Annotated in this window: 16 protein-coding genes; 11 read left to right on the forward strand and 5 right to left on the reverse strand. The window is 69.6% G+C overall.

The features are described from left to right. Nucleotides 1-89: 89 nt before the first annotated feature. Nucleotides 90-923: a pyrroline-5-carboxylate reductase gene (gene proC, locus I73_RS14125; RefSeq protein ID WP_022981206.1), complete on the forward strand. Its 834-nt coding sequence runs from the start codon at nt 90-92 to the stop codon at nt 921-923. A 22-nt stretch (nt 924-945) separates the two neighbouring features. On the opposite strand, the gene ubiA is transcribed toward proC, so the two are convergent. Then, complete coding sequence (gene ubiA, locus I73_RS14130) at nt 946-1,851, reverse strand: 4-hydroxybenzoate octaprenyltransferase (RefSeq protein ID WP_026096733.1); 906 nt, start codon at nt 1,849-1,851, stop codon at nt 946-948. A gap of 67 nt (nt 1,852-1,918) precedes the next feature. On the opposite strand from ubiA, the gene I73_RS14135 reads away from it, so the two are divergent. From I73_RS14135 to I73_RS14160, 6 genes are all read left to right on the forward strand, one after another. Continuing rightward, nucleotides 1,919-2,731, forward strand: a complete 813-nt coding sequence (locus tag I73_RS14135; protein WP_148289799.1) for a hypothetical protein — start codon at nt 1,919-1,921, stop codon at nt 2,729-2,731. A 125-nt stretch (nt 2,732-2,856) separates the two neighbouring features. Continuing rightward, nucleotides 2,857-3,210, forward strand: coding sequence for a DUF192 domain-containing protein (locus I73_RS14140; RefSeq protein ID WP_022981209.1), 354 nt, complete (start codon nt 2,857-2,859; stop codon nt 3,208-3,210). 152 nt (nt 3,211-3,362) lie between these two features. Beyond that, nucleotides 3,363-4,295, forward strand: coding sequence for a DUF4434 domain-containing protein (locus I73_RS14145; protein WP_022981210.1), 933 nt, complete (start codon nt 3,363-3,365; stop codon nt 4,293-4,295). A gap of 129 nt (nt 4,296-4,424) precedes the next feature. Then, the gene (locus tag I73_RS14150; RefSeq protein ID WP_022981211.1) at nt 4,425-5,585 is read left to right on the forward strand and encodes an acyl-CoA dehydrogenase family protein; all 1,161 of its coding nucleotides are present in this window, start codon (nt 4,425-4,427) and stop codon (nt 5,583-5,585) included. A 59-nt stretch (nt 5,586-5,644) separates the two neighbouring features. Then, the gene (locus I73_RS14155; RefSeq protein ID WP_022981212.1) at nt 5,645-5,881 is read left to right on the forward strand and encodes an acyl carrier protein; all 237 of its coding nucleotides are present in this window, start codon (nt 5,645-5,647) and stop codon (nt 5,879-5,881) included. Between the two features lie 17 nt (nt 5,882-5,898). Continuing rightward, nucleotides 5,899-7,338 (forward strand): AMP-binding protein, encoded by a 1,440-nt coding sequence (locus tag I73_RS14160; protein ID WP_022981213.1) that lies wholly within the window; start codon nt 5,899-5,901, stop codon nt 7,336-7,338. On the opposite strand, the gene I73_RS14165 is transcribed toward I73_RS14160, so the two are convergent. The 4 genes from I73_RS14165 to I73_RS14180 are packed head-to-tail and all read right to left on the reverse strand — an operon-like array spanning nt 7,328 to nt 11,716. Continuing rightward, entirely contained in the window at nt 7,328-8,038 is a 711-nt protein-coding gene (locus I73_RS14165) for an alginate O-acetyltransferase AlgF (RefSeq protein WP_022981214.1), read from the reverse strand. The genes I73_RS14160 and I73_RS14165 overlap by 11 nt on opposite strands. Beyond that, complete coding sequence (locus I73_RS14170; RefSeq protein WP_022981215.1) at nt 8,038-9,621, reverse strand: MBOAT family protein; 1,584 nt, start codon at nt 9,619-9,621, stop codon at nt 8,038-8,040. Before I73_RS14170 ends, I73_RS14165 begins: the two co-directional genes overlap by 1 nt. Before the next feature lie 5 nt (nt 9,622-9,626). Beyond that, nucleotides 9,627-10,724, reverse strand: a complete 1,098-nt coding sequence (locus I73_RS14175) for a cell division protein FtsQ (RefSeq protein WP_026096737.1) — start codon at nt 10,722-10,724, stop codon at nt 9,627-9,629. Nucleotides 10,725-10,726: 2 nt separating this feature from the next. Further along, complete coding sequence (locus I73_RS14180) at nt 10,727-11,716, reverse strand: twin-arginine translocation pathway signal (RefSeq protein WP_234409512.1); 990 nt, start codon at nt 11,714-11,716, stop codon at nt 10,727-10,729. A gap of 318 nt (nt 11,717-12,034) precedes the next feature. On the opposite strand from I73_RS14180, the gene wecB reads away from it, so the two are divergent. Genes wecB through I73_RS14200 form a run of 4 tightly spaced genes read left to right on the forward strand, consistent with a single transcriptional unit; the run spans nt 12,035 to nt 20,015 of the window. Beyond that, nucleotides 12,035-13,216, forward strand: coding sequence for a non-hydrolyzing UDP-N-acetylglucosamine 2-epimerase (wecB, locus tag I73_RS14185; protein WP_022981218.1), 1,182 nt, complete (start codon nt 12,035-12,037; stop codon nt 13,214-13,216). After that, nucleotides 13,213-15,396 carry a cellulose biosynthesis cyclic di-GMP-binding regulatory protein BcsB gene (locus I73_RS14190; protein WP_022981219.1) on the forward strand — a complete coding sequence of 728 codons (2,184 nt, stop codon included), beginning with the start codon at nt 13,213-13,215 and terminating at the stop codon, nt 15,394-15,396. The genes wecB and I73_RS14190 overlap by 4 nt, the downstream gene beginning before the upstream one ends. Before the next feature lie 42 nt (nt 15,397-15,438). Next, nucleotides 15,439-17,127, forward strand: coding sequence for a glycosyl transferase family protein (locus I73_RS14195; RefSeq protein WP_026096738.1), 1,689 nt, complete (start codon nt 15,439-15,441; stop codon nt 17,125-17,127). Beyond that, nucleotides 17,124-20,015 carry a tetratricopeptide repeat protein gene (locus tag I73_RS14200; protein WP_234409513.1) on the forward strand — a complete coding sequence of 964 codons (2,892 nt, stop codon included), beginning with the start codon at nt 17,124-17,126 and terminating at the stop codon, nt 20,013-20,015. Before I73_RS14195 ends, I73_RS14200 begins: the two co-directional genes overlap by 4 nt. The last annotated feature ends 40 nt before the right edge of the window (nt 20,016-20,055 follow it).

Below are 20,055 nucleotides of genomic sequence, written 5' to 3' on the forward strand. Positions count from 1 at the left end.
TTATGCAAGTTGTGCATGGCTTCTGAAGCCCTGTCGTCAACTGTGCCGGGCCGCGCACCGGCACAGCATCTGGCCCTACACTCGCCGCCATGAACCGCAGCACGTCCCTGAACACCACGATCGCCTTCATCGGTGGCGGCAACATGGCCAGCGCCATCATCGGCGGGCTGGTCCGTGCCGGTCATCCGGCCTCCACCATCCTGGTGGTGGAGCCCTCGCCCGAGCAGGCGCTGCGGCTGCGCGGCCAGTTCGGCGTGCAGGCCGACGCGGCGGCCGGCCCGGCCCTGGCGGCGGCCGGCCTGATCGTCTGGGCGGTCAAGCCCCAGGTGTTCGAGGTGGCCGCCGCGCCTTGCGCCCCCTACGCCAGCCAGGCGCTGCAGCTGTCCATCATGGCCGGCATCCCCAGCGCGGCGATCGCAAAGGCCAGCGGCAGTGCCCGGGTGGTGCGGGCCATGCCCAACACCCCGGCCCTGATCGGCCAGGGCATGAGCGGCTTGTTCGCCCGTCCGGCGGTGACGCTGGACGAGCGCCTGCAGGTCGAGCAGATGCTGGCGCCCACCGGCCAGCTGCTGTGGGTCGAGCAGGAGTCCCAACTGGACGCGGTGACCGCGCTGTCGGGCTCCGGTCCGGCCTATGTGTTCTACCTGCTGGAGGCCATGATCCAGGCGGGCGTGGAGCTGGGCCTGAGCACCGAGCAGTCGCGCCAGCTGGCTCAGCAGACGGTGGCGGGCGCGGCGGCCTTGTCGGCCCAGTCGGTCGAGACACCGGAGGTGCTGCGCCAGCGTGTGACCTCCAAGGGCGGCACCACCCATGCGGCCATCAGCACCCTGGAAGCACGGGGTGTGAAGCTGGCCTTCGTGCGCGCCCTGCACGCGGCGGCCGAGCGGGCGACCGAGCTGGGCGCCGAGTTCGGCAAGAACTGAGCGCCGGGCCCCGGGGGCCCGTTCAGCGCACCCAACCGGCCAGCACGGTGCCGGCGAACACCGCCGCGCCCACCCAGTGGTTCAGGCGGAAGGCCTTGAAGCAGCCCTCGCGGCTGCGGGTGCGGATCAGCCAGCCGTGCCACACGACCTGGGCCGCCGCCACCCCGATGCCCAGCTGGTAGGGCCAGGCCAGGCCCAGGCGCTCGCCCACCCAGGCCCACAGGCCCAGGTAGAGGATGTAGAAGGCCATCACCGCGCGCACATCGTGCCGCCCAAGCGTGATGGCCGAGGTCTTGATGCCGATCTTCAGGTCGTCGTCGCGGTCGACCATGGCGTACTCGGTGTCGTAGGCCAGCACCCAGCACAGATTGCCCAGCACCAGCCACCAGGCATGCGGCGGCACCGAGGCGCCGACGGCCGACAGGCTCCAGTCCTGCCCGCCCTGCACCGCGCTGAAGGCCATCGGGATGCCGAAGCTGAAGGCCACGCCCAGCACCGCCTGCGGCATGGCGATGACCCGCTTGGCGTAGGGATAGAGCCCGGCCACCAGCACGGCGGGCACGGACAGCCAGATCGTCGGCGGGTTGGTGCTCAGCACCAGCACAAAGGACAGCAGCGCCAGGGCCGCGCCCACGCCCAGGGCTTCCTTGACACTGACCACGCCCGAGGTGACCGGCCGCTGCGCGGTGCGCTTGACGTGCAGGTCGAAGTCCTTGTCGGCCACGTCGTTGATGCAGCAGCCGGCGCTGCGCATGAGCACCGTGCCGGCGGTGAAGACGATCAGCAGATGCCAGCCCGGAAAGCCGTCGGCCGCCATCCACAGCGCCGACAGCGTGGGCCAGAGCAGCAGCAGCCAACCCGCGGGCCGGTTCCAGCGGATGAGGTCCAGGTACAGCGAGAAACGGGAGGGCGGCGCGGTGGTGGGCATGGCGGTGGGCATTATCCCGTCCCGACTCAGGGCAAGATGGGCACCACCCCACTTGAGAGGAATGTCGATGTCGTTTCTTTCTGCCGGCCATTCCCGGGCGATCCTGCTGGGACTGCTGGTGGTCGCTCCCCACACCCAGGCCGCCCCCCTGGCCGAGAGCCCCGCCCTGCTTCAGCAGCGCGTGGCGGCCCTGTTCGCGGGGCGCTACGTCAGCGCCCACTGCGACGAGCAGCCCAACCCGGAAGGGCGTCCCGCCGTTGCCGGCGAGCTGCGCATCACGCCGGACGGTCAGCTGGTGGTGGGGCCAGAGCGTGCCGCCCTGTTCGACCCGGCCGGCGAGCTGTCCTTCACCCTGGACCTCCAGGCGCGTCAGCTGTATCTGGACGTCAGCAGCGGTGAGCGCATGGCCCGTCTGGCCAGCACCGACGACAGCTTCCGGCAGGCCAGCATCGAGATCGGCCGCGGGGCGGGCAACGTGGCGCAGGGCCGCATCTGCGCCGACCTGGATGTTCGCGGCGCCCGCATCGTCGCCCAGCCGGAATCGGCGGCGGCACTGTTCGCCGAGGTCTACGACACCGGCGGCCGGACGATCAAGGGGCGCTGCCAGGCCGGCCGCAAGGCCGGTGGCCAGGATCGGGAGGCCAGTTTCAAGATCTCTGCCCAGGCCCTGGTCCTGAACGGCCACCCCCTGTCCTGGCCGGGTGGCCTGGGCAGGGTCTCCCTGGGCAGTCGCATGGCCGATCAGCAGGTCAACGGCAGCGTCGAATGGCTCAGCGGCGCGAACTTCCACGTCGAGCGCGGTGTGGGGCCTGGCGCCGCCTTCGTCAGCTTCTCCTTCAACGAGGCCGGCACCGAGTGGGCCTGCAATCCCTCCCCTTGACGATGCGCCGCCCCGCGGGCCCCGCGCTGCGGGCGCCGGATTACATCGTTGCAACATTCCGGGCCCGGCAAAGGCCCTAAGCTATCGGGTCGGCGCCGACCTGTCCGGCACCACAGAATGTGAACATGTCTGCCCAGATCCAACTCTGCATCGATGGCCAGCCCACGCGGCGCGAGGTCGCCCGCCTGGGCCGGCTGCAGCGCCTGCTGTGGCCCTGGGCCCGTGCGGCTCGCGGGCAGGCGGGCGTGACCTGCGGCAGCTGGCTGCGGCCGGCCCGCTGGGTCCACACCTTCGGGGCCCGGGGTCCGGTGGATGTGGTGTTCCTGCGGGCCGATGGGGTGGTGCTGGAGGTGGCGTCCCGCGTGGGCCCCTGGAAGTTGCTGCGCTGTCGGCAGGCCGCCTCGGCGCTGCGCCTGCGTCCTGGTGCCGCGCGGCGACTGGGCCTGCGGGCCGGCATGGCCCTGGACCTGATGTCCTGAGCCGACCGCTACAGTGGCGGCCACGCAGGCCGGCACCCCTGGCCGGTCAACCACCACAAGAAAGCAGTGACACCGTGGTGCATCCAGCCTGTTCCGCATGCCCGTCGCCCCGGGCGGCCACACTCTCCCGCCGCGGCCTGATCTTCGGGACGGTGGCCGCCGCGACACTCGTCGCCTCGGGCTGTGCCAGCGCCCCCCCGCATGTTGACGGCACCTTCCTGCAGCCCTGGCGCAGCCATGAGGCACTGTCGGCCGAGGACTGGCGGCAGCGCCTGGGCCTGATGCGCGAACTGGGTTGCCGCGAACTGGTGGTGCAGTGGACCGGTCTGTATGGCGCCGCCAACGACTGGATGCTGCCACCCGCCTTGCTGACCCTGCTGTTCGACGAGGCCGCCCGGCAGGGTGTGGGCATCCGCCTGGGCTTGCCCTATGACGAGCGCTGGTGGACCACGCTGGCTGCCCCGCAGCCCGGGGCCCTGCAGGCCTTCCTGGACCAGACGCGTGAGCGCAGTCTGGCGGCCATGCGCAGCGACCCCTGGTCGCGCCATGCGGCCTTCCTCGGCTGGTACCTGCCCTACGAGATCGACCAGTACAACTGGGCCGCGCCCGAGCGCCGCCGCATGTTGTGCGCCTGGCTGCAGACGCTGGCCGCCGAGCCGACGCGTCGCGGCCAGTCCCGGCTGGCGGTTTCCACTTTCTTCAGCCGTTTGCAGACCACCGGCTCGCTGGACGGGTTGTGGGCCGAGATCCTGGATGTGGCCCCCCTGCGGCCGATGCTGCAGGACGGCGTCGGCGTGGCTGGCATGGGCAATTACGCGGGGCTGGAGCCGCTGCGCCGGCTGCTGCGCCAGCGCGGCGTGGCCTTCGACCTGATCGTCGAGCTGTTCGAACAACTGCCGCCCGAGCCCGGTCGGCCGGAGGCATTCCGGGCCCGGGCCGCGACGATGCAACGTGTGCGCGCCCAGCTGGCGGTGGCGCACAGCTATGGCGCGGAGCATGTGCTCGCCTACGCCTTCGATCCCTGGCTGCAGGGCGACACGCCCGAAGCCCGGCAACTGCTGCAGGATTGGCGCAACAGCCTGTGATGGGATTGCGGCGCCCTTTTTTCCAAATCGGGCGATGGCAGATGAGCGCGGGCGGGCCCCCGCTCACGGCCACCAAAAAGCAACCATATACTTCAAAGTGTATCAATTGTTTGCAAGACTGGCCTGCGCATGAACGATGCTGAATCCCCGTCCTGGTCGGACCGACTGGATGCCATGGCGGCCGTGGCCGCCCAGCATGCGGATGCGGTCGACAGCGAAGGCCGCCTGCCCACCGAAGTGTTGGAAACCCTGCGGGCCCAGGGCCTGATGGGGCTGCTGGTGCCCGAGCGCTTCGGTGGGCCGGGCCTGCCCTTGCGCACCGTGGTCAACGTCTGCCGCCGCTTGTCCGAACACTGCGCGGCCTCGGGGCTGATCTATGCCATGCACCAGTCGCAGTCGGCCGTCGCCATTGCGCATGCCCAGGACAGTGCCTGGCACCAGCGGTTGCTGACCCGCATGGCGGCCGAGCAGCTGCTGGTGGCCTCGGCCACCACCGAGGGGGCGACCGGTGGTGCGATCCGATCCAGCGTCTGCTTTCTGGACCTGCAGCCCGATGGCCGCCTGAACCTGCGCAAGAACGGGGCCGTCATCTCCTATGCGCCGGCTGCCGATGTGATCCTGGTCAGCGCCCGCCGTGCCGAGGATGCCGCCGCTTCCGAGCAGCGGCTGGTGGCGGTGCTGGCCGAGCAGTACACGCTGCACCCCCATGCGCCCTGGAACCCCATCGGCATGCGCGGCGCGCGCACGGACCGCTATGACCTCCAGGTCTGTTGCGCGCCCGAGCAGGTCTATGCCGAGCCCTTCTCGGTGCACATGTCGCAGACCATGCTGCCCACCTCCCATCTGCTGCTGGGCGGGGTGTGGCTGGGCATTGCCGTGTCGGCTCTGGGCCGGGCGCGCGCCTTCCTGCGGCATCGCAACCGGGGCGGTGCGCCGCTCAATCCCATTGCCAACCTGCGCCTGGCCGAAGGTGAGGCCCTGGTGCAACAGTTCCGCGGAATGCTTGCCGCCTGCATGGCTCTTTACGAAGACGCCGACGGTCCGGAGACCGCCACCGAGCGCATGGTGAGCTACAACACCCTCAAGGTGGGTGCCTCCGAGCTGGTGGTGCGCGTCACCGACATCGCGCTGCGCATCTGCGGCATCCAGGGCTATATGGAGCCTGGCGAGTTCTATCTCAGCCGCCACATCCGAGACGCCCATGCCGCAGCGGTGATGGTCAATGATGACCGCATCCTGGGCAGCCTCTCCTCCGTCGTGCTGGGCGTGCCGCTCCGCCGAGACCTCTGAACCCGGCGGGTCCCCTTGACGCGCCTTCCTGCCGCATGGCTCTGCCGGCCTGAACGAACATGACCACACCTGCCGAGATCGAAGAACAACTCTGCGCCATGATCCACGCCGCCATTCTGAAGAAGGTGGACCCCGACGATCCGCTCTTGGAGAGCGGCCTGCTCGATTCTGCAACCGCTGTGGAGTTGATGCTCGGCGTCGAAAGCCGTTTTGGCTGCACGGTGCCCATCACCGAGGCGCAGGAGCACCTGTACTCGGTGCGCACACTGGCGACCTTCGTGGCACAGAACATCTGATCGCACAGAGGCCGACCATGCATTTCGACCTGGACGGTGCCTGCTTCGTGGACACGGCCCAAGGGGGGGAACTGCCTGCCGTCATCGCCCGTGATCGCGTGCTGGACTGGCGCACCCTGCACCGCGAGGCCCAGGCCTGGTGCGAGGAGGCTCGCCGCCTGGGCCTGGGCGAGGACATGCCCATCGTCATCCGCGGCCACAAGGAAGCGGCCTTCATGGTGGCGTTGACCGGCGCCCTGATGCTGCGCGCGCCCTTCGTGCCGGTCGACACGGTCTATCCGCAGGAGCGGCTCAACAGCATCACCGGCATCCTCGACGCCCACCTTCTCTACGACGCCGGGGCCGGTCGCTTCGAGTCCCTGCGCGGCGGGCCTGGCCGGGCCCTGGCCGAGCAGGGCCTGTGCTACGTGATGTTCACCTCCGGCACCACGGGCCAGCCCAAAGGCGTGCAGATCGGCCGCGAGGGCGTGCGCGGCCTGATCGACTGGATGCGGCTGGACTTCGGTCTGGGCGAGCGGCCGGTCTTCCTCGACCAGACCGTGTTCAGCTTCGACGTTTCGCTGTACGACGTCTTCGGCACGCTGGCGCTGGGGGGCACCATCATGATGCTCGACCGCCAGGACGCGGCCTCGCCCCTCAAGGTGGCCTCGCTGATCGCCGAGCATGGGGTCACCACCTGGGTCTCCACCCCGTCATTCGCGCAGCAGCAGCTGATCAACCCGGGTTTCTCGCAGGCTGCCCTGCCCAGCCTGCGCACCTTCGTCTTCTGCGGTGAACCCCTGCCCGTGCCGCTGTGCCGGCAATTGCGCAAGCGCTTCCCCGAGGTGCCGCTGCTCAACACCTACGGTCCCACCGAGGCCACCGTGGCCACCACCCTGCTGGTGGTGGAGGATGCGATGCTGCAGGCGGACACGCCACTGCCCATCGGCCATGCCAAGCGCGGCAGCCAGGTCTATTGCGATGAGGGCGAGCTGTGCATCGCGGGCCCGCATGTGATGCGTGGCTACATCAATCGGCCCGACCTGAACGAGACCCGCATGTTCATGCGCGAGGGGCAGCGCGGTTTTCGCACCGGCGATCTGGGCAGCGAGGCGGGGGACGGCATGCTGTTCTGCCATGGCCGGATCGACGACCAGATCAAGCTCCATGGCTACCGGCTGGAGCTGATGGAGGTGGATGCCGCGCTCTCGGCCTTGCCGGGGGCACGGGCCTGCGCGGCCGTGGCCCTGCGCAAGCCCAATGGCGCGGTGGTGCGTCTGGTGGCTTTCGTGGAGATGGGCCAGGAGGCCGCCGCGCTGCCGCCCGAACTGGCCGACTGGAAGGGGCTGCTGGCCGCCCGCCTGCCGCACTACATGATTCCCTCCGAGCTGCTGCCCTGCGCGCAGCTGCCGGTCTCGGTCAACTACAAGACCGACCGTGCGCGTCTGGCCCAGCTGTACGAGGCGCTCAACGCTTGACGGCGTCGGTCCGGCTGGGCTGCAGGCTCAGCACCGGCCGCGCGGCCGTGCCGGTCATGAACAGGCTCAGATGATCGCCGGCCTGCAGTGTGGGCAGGGCCTGTGCGGGGCTGGCGACGGTGCCACACACCGCCACCAGCTGGGCATGCACCGGGTTCACCGCCCGTGCGGCCGCCCCCAGGGGCGGCACATCGCGCAACACCGCGGCGCCGGCGGGTGCGATCTGCAACTGGGCGGCGGTGCAGCCCGGCACCAGGTTGTAGAAGCGCAGTTCGGCCTTGAGGGCATCGGGTGGCTCGCCGGTGTCGTCGATGGCCGTGAAGGCATAGTGCGCGCCCTCGCGCCGCAGCACCCATGAGCTGAAGTGGTCGGCCTGTGCCTCCAGCGTGGCCACCGGCTTGCCGTCCACCTGCACCGTGAAGCGGTGCCCGCCGGCCACGATGGCATAGCTGGTGGCGGGCGCCTGCGGGCCGATGCGCTGCGCCGGGCCGCTGGCCACCTGGACCTGCAGCGCCTCGCGCAGCGGGTTGATCACCCGCACGAAGGCGGAGCCCGCGGGCGGGCGGGCGGCGTAGAGCTGCGAGAGCGTGCTCTCCTGCGCGCCGACCGGCACGACGGCCAGCAGCGTGACGACGAGGGTCAGGGGCCGCAGGGCGGCACCGCCATGGCGATGAAGGTGGCGAAGCACAGGGGTGGGCATCAGAACTGGAAGTAGAGGAAGCGCGTCTCGCGGTGCAGGTTCAGCAGGCACCACAGCAACAGGGTCAGCACGGCGGTCAGCCAGCGCAGATCGGGCTGCCAGCGCAGCCAGGCGGGGGAGGCCTCCTGCGTTTTGGCCAGCGCGGGTGAAAAGCGTCCCAAGATCTGGTGGGCATTGGGCATGAACCAGGCGATGGCCAGCAAGCCCCCGATCAGCAGGACCTGCAGATGCCGGCCCAGCAGCACCTGCCAGCCTGCCCAGCCCTGCGCCGCCAGCAGGCCGAGCGCTGCGGTGTCGAAGGTCTCCGCGCCGCGCAGGCCGGCCATGCCACGGAGCAGTGCCAGGGCATCGGCCACATTGCTGGCGCGGAAGAACACATGGGCCACCGTCACCGCCATGAAGGTGAGCAGCACACAGCCGAGCCGCCACAGCAGGCGCGTGAACGCAGCCTGAGGATTGAAGCGTTGCCCAAAGACGAGGCGCCAGCCATGGTTGATGCACAGGTAGCTGCCGTGCAGCAGCCCATAAATGAAGAACTGCAGGCCTGCGCCATGCCAGATGCCCGCCAGGCCCATGGTGTAGAGCGTGGGCCAGGCGATCATCAGCGCGAAGCCGCCCGGCGTGCGGCTGCCGGCGCCGCCCACCGGCAGGCCGCGCCGGCTGCGCCAGCGCGATACGCGCATGGCCATGGGGTAGTACAGATAGCTCGTGATGTAGCGCGTCAGCGTCATGTGCCAGCGGGCCCAGAACTCGATGATGTTGGGGGCCTTGAATGGCGAATTGAAGTTCAGCGGGAAGCGCACGCCGAACATCTTGGCCAGGCCCAGCGCCATGTCGGAGTAGCCGGAGAAGTCGAAGTACAGCTGCAGGCCGTAGGCGAGCGCAGCACCCCAGGCACCCCAGAACTGCGCATCACCCGGGGTGGCGAAGCCCGCATCCGCATAGGGGGCGATGCTGTCGGCCAGGATCACCTTCTTGGCCAGGCCGATCACGAAGAGCGTGCCTCCCACCGACAGGTTGTCCGCCCGGAAGCGGTAGGTCTGGGGCTGGTCGAACTGCGTCATCATCTCCTTGTGGTGCAGCACCGGCCCCGCGATCAGGTGCGGGAAGAAGGTCACGAACAAGGTGTGGTTGAGCAGGCTGGAGGATTTGACTGCACCGGACTGGCAGTCCAGCAGGTAGCCGATCTGCGTGAAGGTGAAGAACGAGATGCCCAGTGGCAGCAGGATGTCCTGTACCGGGCCGGTGTGCAGACCCAGGCCGGTCAGCGCCTGCAGCAGCGTGCTGAAGTACTTGTAGTAGAAGAGCAGAGCCAGGTTGCCGACCACGCCGGCCGCCGTGATCCATCTTTGTCGGCGCTTGTGGGTCGCATGGCGCAGGATCAGCAGGCTGAAGCCATGGTTGACCAGGATCGAGCCCACCAGCAGCCCGACGAAGGGCGGGTTCCACCACCCGTAGAACACGAGCGAGGTCAGGCACAACCACAGGGCCGCCCAGCGCAGCTGCAGTGCGGCCAGGGCGTAGTAGCTGCCCACCGCCACCGGCAGGAAGAGGAACAGGAAGAGGTAGGAGTTGAACAGCATGCGCGTCAGGGCAGGGCGGCGGCGGCACGCTGTTCCTCCGGCGAGAGCGGCAGCGACAGCGAGAGTTCGGAGAAGGTCCAGACCACCAGCTTGAGGCCGGCGGGCCAGCGCGGGCGCTGGGCCAGGGCAGCCAGCATGGCGCCCGAGAAGTAGCCGCCGTCCTGGTTCAGGGCCCAGACCTCGCGGCCGAGCTGGCGGCCCAGGCGGTCCGAGAATTCGCTGCGCGAGCCGTTCGAATCGCCCACCAGCAGCACCTCGACCGGCGGACCGGCGTCCAGCAGGCCGCCGGTCGGCACGGGGGCGATGTGTTCGGGGCGCACCTGGTCCAGGGGCGGGCGCCAGCCCTCGGGCAGACCATCCAGGCCGGCCAGCACGATCAGGTCGCCCACGCGGGGGGCCGGTGCCGCACCGAGTTCGTCGCTGAAGCGCTGCGGGCCGGGGCCACCCAGCAAGGGCAGGGCGCTGTGGGCGATGCTGGCTGCCGCCGCTTCGGCACCCGCAGGGTTCATGTGCACATCGGTGCGGTAGTAGGCCTGGGGCAGTGCGCTCAGGGCCGGGCGCAGGTCCACCGACGGTACGCCGACCGCGCGCAGCCGCATCTGCCAGTCGTCCCAGCGCGCCTGCATCCGCGCTGAGCGGGTCTCGCCGCACAGCTGGGCCGCCGCGATGCGCGACTTGTCGGGCACCACCGCCACCAGCAGCTGCACCCCCTGCGCCTTGAGCAGGCTGGCCCAGTGCTGCATGAGGGCAATGCGGCGCGCATAGGCCGCGTTGTCGCCGGCCTGTGGGCGCAGGCCGTCGTTGTAGAAGAGCCAGCCTGGGCAGCCTTGGCTCACCTGGGGCCCCAGGTCGCCCAGCGCACGGTAGCGCAGGCCGGCGCTCCAGCGGGCCCAGGCCGACTGGCCTGGCCAAGTGCCCAGCACCTGGTTCATGGTGGCTTGCGTGCCGAGCTCGCGCCAGGGCAGGGTGCGGGAGCTCAGCACGCCCGCCAGACGCACCGCGCCCCAGGCGCAACCCAGGGCCAGCAGCAGCGCGATGGCGGCCGCGAAGCGCTGATGTTGGCGATCTGAAAGAGGAGGGGTGTCGGGCCCTGGGGTGGCCATGGTCACGCCAGGGCGGTCAGCAGCCGCTGCTGCCAGGCGTCAGCGGCAATCACCGAGGCGCTGTCCCACAGGCCGCGCGCGTCCGGCGGCAGGTGGAAGTTGGGTTCGAACAGCTGCCACACGAGCACCTGCGGGCGCTGCTGGCGAAAGCTGCTCGACTCCAGGTATTCGATCAGCACGCGCCAGAAGCCCACGTCGCCAGGCTTCCAGTTGACCGACACCGGCCGGTCAAGCAGGTTGGAGAGCTTCTGCGGGAAGCCGAAGTAGGGTTGCACCATGCTGTTGCCGGTGACGTGCACCGGCGCGGGGGCATCCGCCAGCAGGCTTTGGCTTTCGGCGGCGCGACGCACGGAGAAGATCTCGCGCCCGATGGCATGGCGTTGCTCGGCCGAGAGGAAGCGCTCAGCCAGATCGCCGAAGCGCCGCTCGTTGACCATGGGGCCCAGCGCCATGCCGGTGCCGGCCTGTCCGGCCAACTGGGGCACCTTCTGGTGGATCAGTTCCGCGGTGGCCTGGGCCGTGGCGTCGGCCGCCGGTTGGGCCCAATGCTGGTCGGTACGGTAGTAGACGGCTTGCCCGCTGGCACGCAGGGCCTGCAGCAACCGGGCGTCGTCGAAAGTGGCCACACCGGCCGCCTGCAGGCGCGAGAGGATGCCGGCGTAGCGCTGGCGCATCTCGGGCGTCAGCGAGACATCGGCGGGCAGCTTGTCGGCATAGAGCTGGATCTTGTCGGGCAGCACCGGCGCGATCAGCGTCACCCCACAGGCGGCGAGCAGCCGGCTCACCTGCGCCACCCGGGTCACGGTGGCGTCAATGCCCTTCCAGTCGGGGGTGTCCTTGTTGCCCCAGGCGGCAAAGATGTAGTGGTCCTGACCCACGAAGGCCAGGGGGTCACTGGACTGGGGCCGGGCCGCAGAGGCCAGGGCCAGCCCCAGCGGCAGGCCCAGCAGGTGCCGGCGACGGAGGCCACAGGCAACGCGGTCAATGCGCATGGTCATCTTCTTTGAATGGGTTGCTGCGGGCTTGACACCTCTCTTTGTGGCGAATCGTTTCTGGAGGTCAACCGTCCGCTTGAAGCGGGCGATTCTATCGGCGAAACGTGACACCACATGTGCATGCCAGATGCAATGAGAAAAGTGTTAACACATGTGAGTTTAGTCTCTACATGTTGTGTATCCGACTCACCCGACCCTTCTTTCCTACCTATGATTTCGGGCGTAATTCACCGGATCGGCCCTGTTTACCTTCAGAAGTAACTTCAATGCTCCCCTGTGTCTGGAGAATCACGGCTTCTTGCCTGGAGTGACGCAATGCATGTCCTTTCCGTGTTCGGTACCCGCCCAGAGGCGATCAAGATGGCGCCCCTGGTGGCCGCCATTGGTGCCGAGCCCGACCTCACCAGCACGCTGTGCATCACCGGCCAGCACCGAGAGATGCTTTCGCAGGCGATGGACCTGTTCGGCCTTTCGGCCGACCACGACCTCAACGTGATGCGCCCCGGCCAGACGCTCAACGAACTGAGCGCGCGGCTGATCACCGGCATGGACCTCGTCCTGCGCAATGTCCAGCCCGACTGTGTCCTGGTGCATGGCGACACCACCACCGCGGCAGCCTGTGCTCTGGCGGCCTTCCACCTGCGCATTCCCGTCGGCCATGTCGAAGCCGGCCTGCGCAGCGGCAACATGCTCGCGCCGTTTCCGGAGGAGATGAACCGCCGCGCCGTGGATGTCATGAGCCAGTGGATGTTCGCCCCCACCCCCGCAGCCCGCCAGGCCCTCGAACTCGAGAACCTCAGCGGCCGCATCTGGGTGACCGGCAACACCGTCATCGATGCACTCGGCGCCGCGCTGGCCAAGATCGACAGCAGTCCCGCTCTGTCCAGCATGCTGGCCGAACGTTACACCTGGTTGGACCCCCGGCGACGCGTCGTGCTGGTCACAGGGCACCGACGCGAGAATTTCGGTGACGGATTTCGCCAAATCTGCGCCGCCCTGCGTGCGCTGGCGCAACGTGACGACGTGCAGCTCGTCTACCCCGTGCATCTGAATCCCAGTGTGCGCAGCGTTGTTCTGGAGATGCTGCAGGGCCTGCCCAATGTGCATCTGCTCGACCCTGTGGGCTACCTCGACTTCATCTGGTTGATGCGCCGCGCCCATCTGATCCTGACCGATTCCGGCGGTGTCCAGGAAGAGGCGCCTTTCATGGGCAAGCCCGTCCTGGTGATGCGCGACGTGACCGAGCGGCCCGAAGCGGTCGCCGCCGGCACCGCGCAGCTGGTCGGCACCGACGCCGCCCGGATCATCCAGGCAGCCAACCGTCTGCTCGACGACGACACTGCCTACCGCGACGTGAGCGGACGCGCCAATCCCTACGGCGATGGCCGCGCCTGCCGGCGCATCGTCGATGCCCTGTGCGGCCGTCCGGTGGCCGAATTCATGGCGCCAGCCTCGCCGCTGCGCACAGCCTCCCTTTCCAGCCTCGATCTCGCATGACCCAGTCTCACCGTGCCCTCGCCAGCGCTGTACTGCTGCTCGGCGCCGCCATCGCGACCTCTCCTTGTCGTGCCGCCAGCCCACTCACCGGGGCCCTGCAGCAGCTGCAAGGCGACACCTGGGTCACGCGCAGCTTCACGCTGGCCGATCTGGGCATCACCCAGACGGTGCTGATGAGCGGCTTCGACAGCCGTCAGGAATTCTTCGTGCCGGTGCCGCGTTCGGTGCCCATCGCCGAGGCGGGCATCGACTTCAAGGGCCGCTACTACAAGGCCGAAGAAGGTCGCACCTCGGTGCTGCTGTCTGTCAACGGGCGGCCGTCCCATGCCCAGCAGATCGAGTCGGCCGAGGGGGATGCGGGCCAGGTGTTGAAGGTCGACCCCCGCACCATCACCGGCGGCTTCCTGCGCCTGGGGGTGAATTGGGTCAACAACGTCACCCACCGCATTTGCGAGGTCGATCGCGCCACGGGCAATGTGCTGGCCGTCGAGCCTGACACCCGCATCAGCTACCGCTTCGCCAGCAGCGCACTGAACTCGCTCAGCGATGCCTGGGTGGCGCTGCCACCGCATCCCACCCTGCTGGTGGCGGGCAAGGGGCTGTCCAAGTCGGCCTACGACAGCGCCTGGCGCCTGGGCGTGGCGCTGGATCATGCGGGCCGCCCTGTCACGGTGAAGGCCTTCCCCGCGCCCGGCGACACCGTCGACACCCAGGGCTGGCAGGTGCCGCCCGCGCTGGCCGCTTTGCCGGCTTTCGCGGCCCTGGGTGCGGGCGAGTCCCGCCACGTGCTCAAGAACGCCGCCGAGGTGGGCGCGCTCGTGCTGCTGGGCTCCGGCGCGGCCAGCGGGGACGTGGTGGTGATGGATGGCGCCCTGCGCCAGCAGATCAATGCGGCCCTGGATGCCGTGGCGGCCCAGTGGGCTGGCGACAGCGAAGCCGCCCGTGTGTTCGCCGACTGGCGCGCACGCCAGCGTGCGCTGACCGCCGCGGGCGTGCCTTCCCACCAGGTCCAACTGGCCACGCTGGGCGGGCGGCCGGTGATCGTCGTGGCCGAGGATGGCGGGGCCCAGGCGGCCGGCGCCTTCGAGGACGCCTGGCGCAACATGCTGGTCGGCGCCAACGCGGTGATCGACAAGGCCGATACCGCGCAGGCCTACGACCAGGCCCTGCTGCGGCCCACCCAACTGGGCGGCAGCAGCACCAACTTCAATGTCGTCGCCACCGGCGACTGGACGGTCACGCTGCCCTTGGCCGCCGTGTCGGCAGACGGCCGCATGCCCTCGGACATGTCGGTGGATGTGGCGGCCGCCCCGGGGGCCTCCTCCACCCGGCCCGTGGCCTCGGTGTTCTGGAACGACAACCTGCTGGGCGCCCGCCAGCTCCAGGCGGACGGACATGCCGAGCGCATCGATGTGTCCGTGCCGAGCTACGTGCTGGGCCTGCGCAACGTGCTGCGCGTGTCCTTCCAGCGCCAGCCTTACTCCAAGGACTGCAACGAGCTGCCCCAGGCCTTCCCGGTGCAGGTGCTGCCCAGCACCGTCCTGCGGACCACCTCCGCCCGGCCGGATGGCAGCTTCGTCGGTCTGCTGCCCCTGATGGCCGACCAGCCCCAGGTGGCCGTGCCCGAGTCCTTCCTCGCCGATGCGCCCGCCAGCCTCGGGCGCCTGATCCGGCTGGCCGGTGCTGTGGGCGTCTCGCCTGTGCGGGCCGAACTCGTCTTCGGCAGCGCAGGCAAGGCCTTCTCGCCCACACGGCCCTTCCTGGCCGTGCAGCAGCCCGTGGATGGCGATGACATGCGGGTCGAGGTCAAGCAGGCCCACCTGCGTCTGGCGGGCCGGGAGGCGCCCTGGCTGGATGTGGGCGACGTGGCCCGGCTCAGTGCCGCCGAGGTGACCGAGGCCCATGGTCAGCCGGGCATCCTGTGGCAGCCGCTGGGCACGCCGGCGGCCTTCGACAAGCCCTTCCTGCTCAACCGGGGTGATGTGGCCGTGCTCTCCAACGAAGGTCCGGTGGCCTGGCTGGACAGCCGCACAGGCGACACCGGCCAGGGCCATGGCCTGTTCGGCGGGTGGCTGCGCTGGGGGGTGACGGGCTTCGTGTTCGCGCTGCTTCTGCTGCTGGCCCTGCTGCTGGTGGCTCGGCGCCTCAAGCGCCGCCAAGGCCAGAACCCGAGCCATTGACACCCCTTCTCGCCACGCACCCCGCAGGCCTGTTGCGCGCCTATGTCGACGCTGTACCTCCCCTATCTGCTGGCTGACTACTACCGCACGCTGGAAGTGCTGACGGCGGCGGTGGCGGTCATCGTCCTGATCTCCGGCCTGGACGACCTGTTCATCGACCTGTGGTACTGGGCGCGCGAAGCCTATCGCGCGCTCACCATCAAGCGCCGCTATGCGCCGCTGACCGCGCAGCAATTGCGCGAGCGGTCCGAGCAGCCGATGGCCATCATGGTGCCGGCCTGGCTGGAGTACGACGTCATCGCGCCGATGCTGGCCAACATGGTCTCGACGCTGGAGTACAGCGACTACGTGATCTTCGTGGGCACCTACTGCAACGATGAACGCACCATCGCCGAGGTCGAGCGCATGCGCCGCCGCTACCGGCGCCTGGTGCGGGTCGAGGTGCCGCACGCCGGTCCGACCTGCAAGGCCGACTGCCTCAACTGGGTGGTGCAGGCCCTGTTCCGCCACGAGCGCACCACCGGACGCCCCTTCGCCGGCGTGGTGCTGCACGACAGCGAGGACGTGCTCCACCCACTGGAGCTGCGCTACTACAACTACCTGCTGCCGCGGATGGACTTCATCCAGCTGCCGGTGACCTCGCTGGAGCGCCACTGGTTCGAGCTGGTGGCCGGCACCTACATGGACGAGTTCGCCGAGTGGCACAGCAAAGACCTGGTGGTGCGGGAAAGCATGGCCGGCGTCGTGCCCTCGGCGGGCGTGGGCACCTGCTTCTCCATGCGCGCGCTGCGCACCCTGGCCGAAGAGACCCAGAACCAGCCCTTCAATGTGGACAGCCTGACCGAGGACTACGACATCGGCAACCGGCTGGGCCAGCTCGGCATGAAGCAGATCTTCGGGCGCTTCGCGGTGGACTACGTGACCCGGCGCACCACCTGGTTCGGCCTGGGGCAAGAGAGGGTCCAGGGCCTGCACATGCCGCTGGGCGTGCGTGAGTTCTTTCCTGACACCTTCCGCACCGCATACCGCCAGAAGGCCCGCTGGACCCTGGGCATCGGCTTCCAGGGGTGGGCGCTGGTGGGCTGGCGCGGTTCGCTGGCCACCAAGTATCTGCTCTACCGCGACCGCAAGGGCCTGATCACCTCCTTCGTCGCCATCCTGGCCTATGCGCTCGCACTCAACCTCACCCTGTTCCTGCTGGCCAATGCGGTGGGCTGGTGGACGGTGTACTACCCACCGCTGCTGCGGCCGGGCAGCTGGTTCGTCACGCTGATCCAGATCAATGGGGTGCTGCTGCTGTGGCGCATGCTGCAGCGGGCCTATTTCGTCCAGCGCATGTACGGCTGGGAGCACGCGCTGCTGTCCGTGCCGCGCATGGTGGTGGGCAACTTCATCAACGCCGCAGCCACCGCACGCGCCTGGCGGCTCTTCCTGTCCCACAAGCTGCTGGGCACGCGCCTGGTCTGGGACAAGACCATGCACGACTTCCCTTCGGACGATCAACTGGTCCAGACCCGTCAGCGCCTGGGCGAGGTGCTGCTGTCCTGGCGCGCCATCGACCCCGAACAACTGGAAGAAGCCCTGCGCCTGCAGGCCAGCACCCACCGCCCGCTGGGCACCATCCTGGTGGAAAGCGGGCAGCTCGACCATGCCACGCTGCAGGAGGCCCTGGCCTTCCAGCAGGGGGATGCGGGCACCGCCGATCTGCCGACTTCCCAAGCCTGCGCATGAAGCCATTGCACCGCGAGGTCACGCTGGCCGCGGCCCTGGCCCTGGCCGGCGTCTGCCCGACGGGTTCGGCCCGGGCGGCCTTCACATTGGATGGGGCGTCCAGCCTCAGTCTCACGCCCCTGGGCGGGGATGACTCCGCTGCCTCGCGCCACCGGGCGCGCCAGCAGGTGGGCTCGAGCCTGGCGGCATCGCTGATGCCGCAGTCCCCGGATGCGCTGGTCCGGCGCGTGGGCAGTCCCTCCGAGCTTCCGCCGCGGCGCCCCCCGGCCCCCGTCCGTTCGCGCACGCGTTCATCGGCCCAGCTCGCGGACGAGGGCTTCAAGGCCTACAACCAGGGCCGCTACGAGATCGCCCTGGCGCGGGCGCAGGCCGTGCTGCGGCTGCATCCCGATCACACGCGCATGCTGTTGCTGCGCGTCTATGCACTGCAGAAGCTCGGCCGTGTGGACCAGGCACGGCAGGCCCTGGTCCAGGCCATCGCCCAGGGCCATGGCAGCCCCGAACTCCAGGCCGCGCTGACCAACCTGAGCCCGCCGGTGACGGCGGGCGGCACACCCGTCAGCGAGGCGTACCGCCGCGGCTTTCCCATCGCCACCGAGGGCTACACCCGCTACAACGACGGCCAGTATGCCGAGGCTGCCGCGCTGGCCGAGCGTGCCCTGCGCATCGACCCCAGCCAGGGGAGTTGGGCGCTGCTGTGGATCAACGCGCTGGAGAACCAGCAGCGTTACGAGAACGTGCTGAGCGCCGGGGAAACCGCCATCGCCCTGGGGGCCCCCAACCGGGATGCCATCACGGCCCGCATGCGGCTGGCGCGGCAGGCCATTGCCGCCCAGCACGCGCAGGTCGCCTATGCCGACCTGAACAAGGGGCGCCCGCGTGAGGCCCTGCCGGAGGCGCGCGAGGCCGTGCGCATCGCGCCCGAGGTGGGCAGCCACCATCTGCTGCTCATCAGCGTGCTGCAGGCCCTGCGCGACGATGTCGCGGCCGAGCAGGCGGCCACCGAGGCCTTGGCCGCGGACGAGGAGACCACCGCCGTGCGTCTGCTGCGGGCCTTTCTGCGCCAGTCGCTGGGCGATCCCGCGGCGGCGCAGAAGGACATCGACGCCGTTCTGGCCCTGGATTGGCCCACCCCCGAGCAGCAGCGCAACGCCCGCCTCATCGGCGCCGACCTGGCCCTGGCGGCCGGCGAGGCCGATCTGGCCAGGGCCCGACTGGCGCCGCTGCCCGAGGACGATGCCCAGGCCCGCACCCGGCGCCAGCGCGCCGATCGCCTGGGGGGAGGGGATGACGACACGGACCTCAGCCTGAGCACGCATGCGCCCATGCAGCTGTGCCGCGACACGCCTTACGGCACCGTCTGCGAGCTGGTGCCCTGGGACGATCCGGGCACCGACAGTCCCGCCAGCCGGGCCTATGCCGCCTATGGTCGCCGGCAGTACGCGCAGGCCATCGATCTGGCGCGCCGCGCCGTGGCCGAGCAGCCCGACAGCGAGACCAACCAGAATCTGCTGACCACCGCGCTGGCGGCCGGCGACCCGGCGCAGCAGCAGGAGGCCATGGAGCGTCTGAACGCCGCCCTGGCCGTGCGGCCCCATGATGTGGGCCTGCTGCGCCAGCGGGGCTATCTCCACACCGCCTTCAAGCAATACGAGCTGGCCCTGCGCGACTTCGTGGCCGCGCGCACCACGGGCGCCGCGCCCGAGAGCAACGTGCTGGACGAGGCCTATGCCACCGCCGCGGTGGGCAACCGGCCCGCCGCGGCCGCCATGCTGCACCAGGCCATCGACGACGCCGATGCCGGCCGGCTCACGCTGGACGCCCAGCAACGCTTCGACACCCGCAGCGCCATCGCCAACTTCTCGCGGGACTGGGGCTTGAATGCCTCGGTGGGTTACCAGGGCGCCCGTGCCGCGGCCAGCCGGCTGACCGGCCAGCCGGTGTCCGTGCCGGGCAACTCGACCTTCAGCACCCTGGAAGCCTACTGGCGCCCGCCGGAGTTCATCAACAGCAGCAACCGCACCTTCGAGGTCTACGGGCGCCTGTCCGGCACCCTGCACAGCGGCCCCACGCTGACCCCGGCCCAGGTGGTGGACAACCCCTGCGGCGGCTCGGTGACCGTGCCCGACGGCTCCACCAAGGGCGCGACCGGCTGGCCTTCGACGACGGGCGCCATCGGGGCGCGCTTCACGCCCGATGTGAGCACCAACCTGACCTTCGGCATCGAGCGCGAGCTGCTGCTGGGCTCTGCCACCCGCTCGGGAAAGCTCAATCCTGAACCCAACGCGGTGCGCTGCTCGCTCTACAACCAGGCCGCCAGCGTCGACTACCGGGGCAACGCGGCCTCGGGGGGGTGGCAGGCCTACATGCTCTATGGCTTCTATGACGGCACGGGGCTGCGGCTCGACGTGTCCGACTGGTACACCATGGAAGGCTATCTGCAGGCCGGCTACACCCTGCTGGACCATGGTGTGCGTTACACCGAGCGCGACGCCACCGGCCAGCCCATGGCCTCCGGCAGTGGCCGTCTGCGGCGTGGGCAGGGCTTCGCCGCCGGCGAGGTCCGCATCGGCCGCAGCCTGCGCACCCCCTTCAGCGATCGCACCGTCATCTTCCCCCACATCACGGTGACGGCGGACTGGTACGCCACCGACGCGCGCGCCAGCGGCGTGCCTTTGTCCGAGGCCAGCAGCTTCGGATTGGCCGGCAACGGCAACAGCAGCTCGGTTGCCGCCGGCGTGGGGGTGAACCTGCGCCAGTGGCTCCACGAAGACCACTACAACGCCCAGCGCTCCCACCTGGATCTGTCTCTGCAGTATCGCGCCCGCGTGGGCGGCGACGCCGGGCGGGCCAAGGGCGTGTTCATGACGCTGATCTACGCCTACTGACCGGCGCCGGAATCGGCGCCGGCCCCGCTCGCCGGACTGT

Source organism: Ideonella sp. B508-1 (assembly GCF_000333615.1).
Classification (GTDB): Bacteria; Pseudomonadota; Gammaproteobacteria; order Burkholderiales; family Burkholderiaceae_C; genus Ideonella.

Bases quoted from the DNA above. Each gene is read 5' to 3' on its own strand.
- proC (WP_022981206.1), top strand. From the start codon at position 90: ATGAACCGCAGCACGTCCCTGAACACCACGATCGCCTTCATCGGTGGC.
- ubiA (WP_026096733.1), bottom strand. From the start codon at position 1,851: ATGCCCACCACCGCGCCGCCCTCCCGTTTCTCGCTGTACCTGGACCTC.
- I73_RS14135 (WP_148289799.1), top strand. From the start codon at position 1,919: ATGTCGTTTCTTTCTGCCGGCCATTCCCGGGCGATCCTGCTGGGACTG.
- I73_RS14140 (WP_022981209.1), top strand. From the start codon at position 2,857: ATGTCTGCCCAGATCCAACTCTGCATCGATGGCCAGCCCACGCGGCGC.
- I73_RS14150 (WP_022981211.1), top strand. From the start codon at position 4,425: ATGAACGATGCTGAATCCCCGTCCTGGTCGGACCGACTGGATGCCATG.
- I73_RS14155 (WP_022981212.1), top strand. From the start codon at position 5,645: ATGACCACACCTGCCGAGATCGAAGAACAACTCTGCGCCATGATCCAC.
- I73_RS14160 (WP_022981213.1), top strand. From the start codon at position 5,899: ATGCATTTCGACCTGGACGGTGCCTGCTTCGTGGACACGGCCCAAGGG.
- I73_RS14165 (WP_022981214.1), bottom strand. From the start codon at position 8,038: ATGCCCACCCCTGTGCTTCGCCACCTTCATCGCCATGGCGGTGCCGCC.
- I73_RS14170 (WP_022981215.1), bottom strand. From the start codon at position 9,621: ATGCTGTTCAACTCCTACCTCTTCCTGTTCCTCTTCCTGCCGGTGGCG.
- I73_RS14175 (WP_026096737.1), bottom strand. From the start codon at position 10,724: ATGGCCACCCCAGGGCCCGACACCCCTCCTCTTTCAGATCGCCAACAT.
- I73_RS14180 (WP_234409512.1), bottom strand. From the start codon at position 11,716: ATGCGCATTGACCGCGTTGCCTGTGGCCTCCGTCGCCGGCACCTGCTG.
- wecB (WP_022981218.1), top strand. From the start codon at position 12,035: ATGCATGTCCTTTCCGTGTTCGGTACCCGCCCAGAGGCGATCAAGATG.
- I73_RS14190 (WP_022981219.1), top strand. From the start codon at position 13,213: ATGACCCAGTCTCACCGTGCCCTCGCCAGCGCTGTACTGCTGCTCGGC.
- I73_RS14195 (WP_026096738.1), top strand. From the start codon at position 15,439: ATGTCGACGCTGTACCTCCCCTATCTGCTGGCTGACTACTACCGCACG.
- I73_RS14200 (WP_234409513.1), top strand. From the start codon at position 17,124: ATGAAGCCATTGCACCGCGAGGTCACGCTGGCCGCGGCCCTGGCCCTG.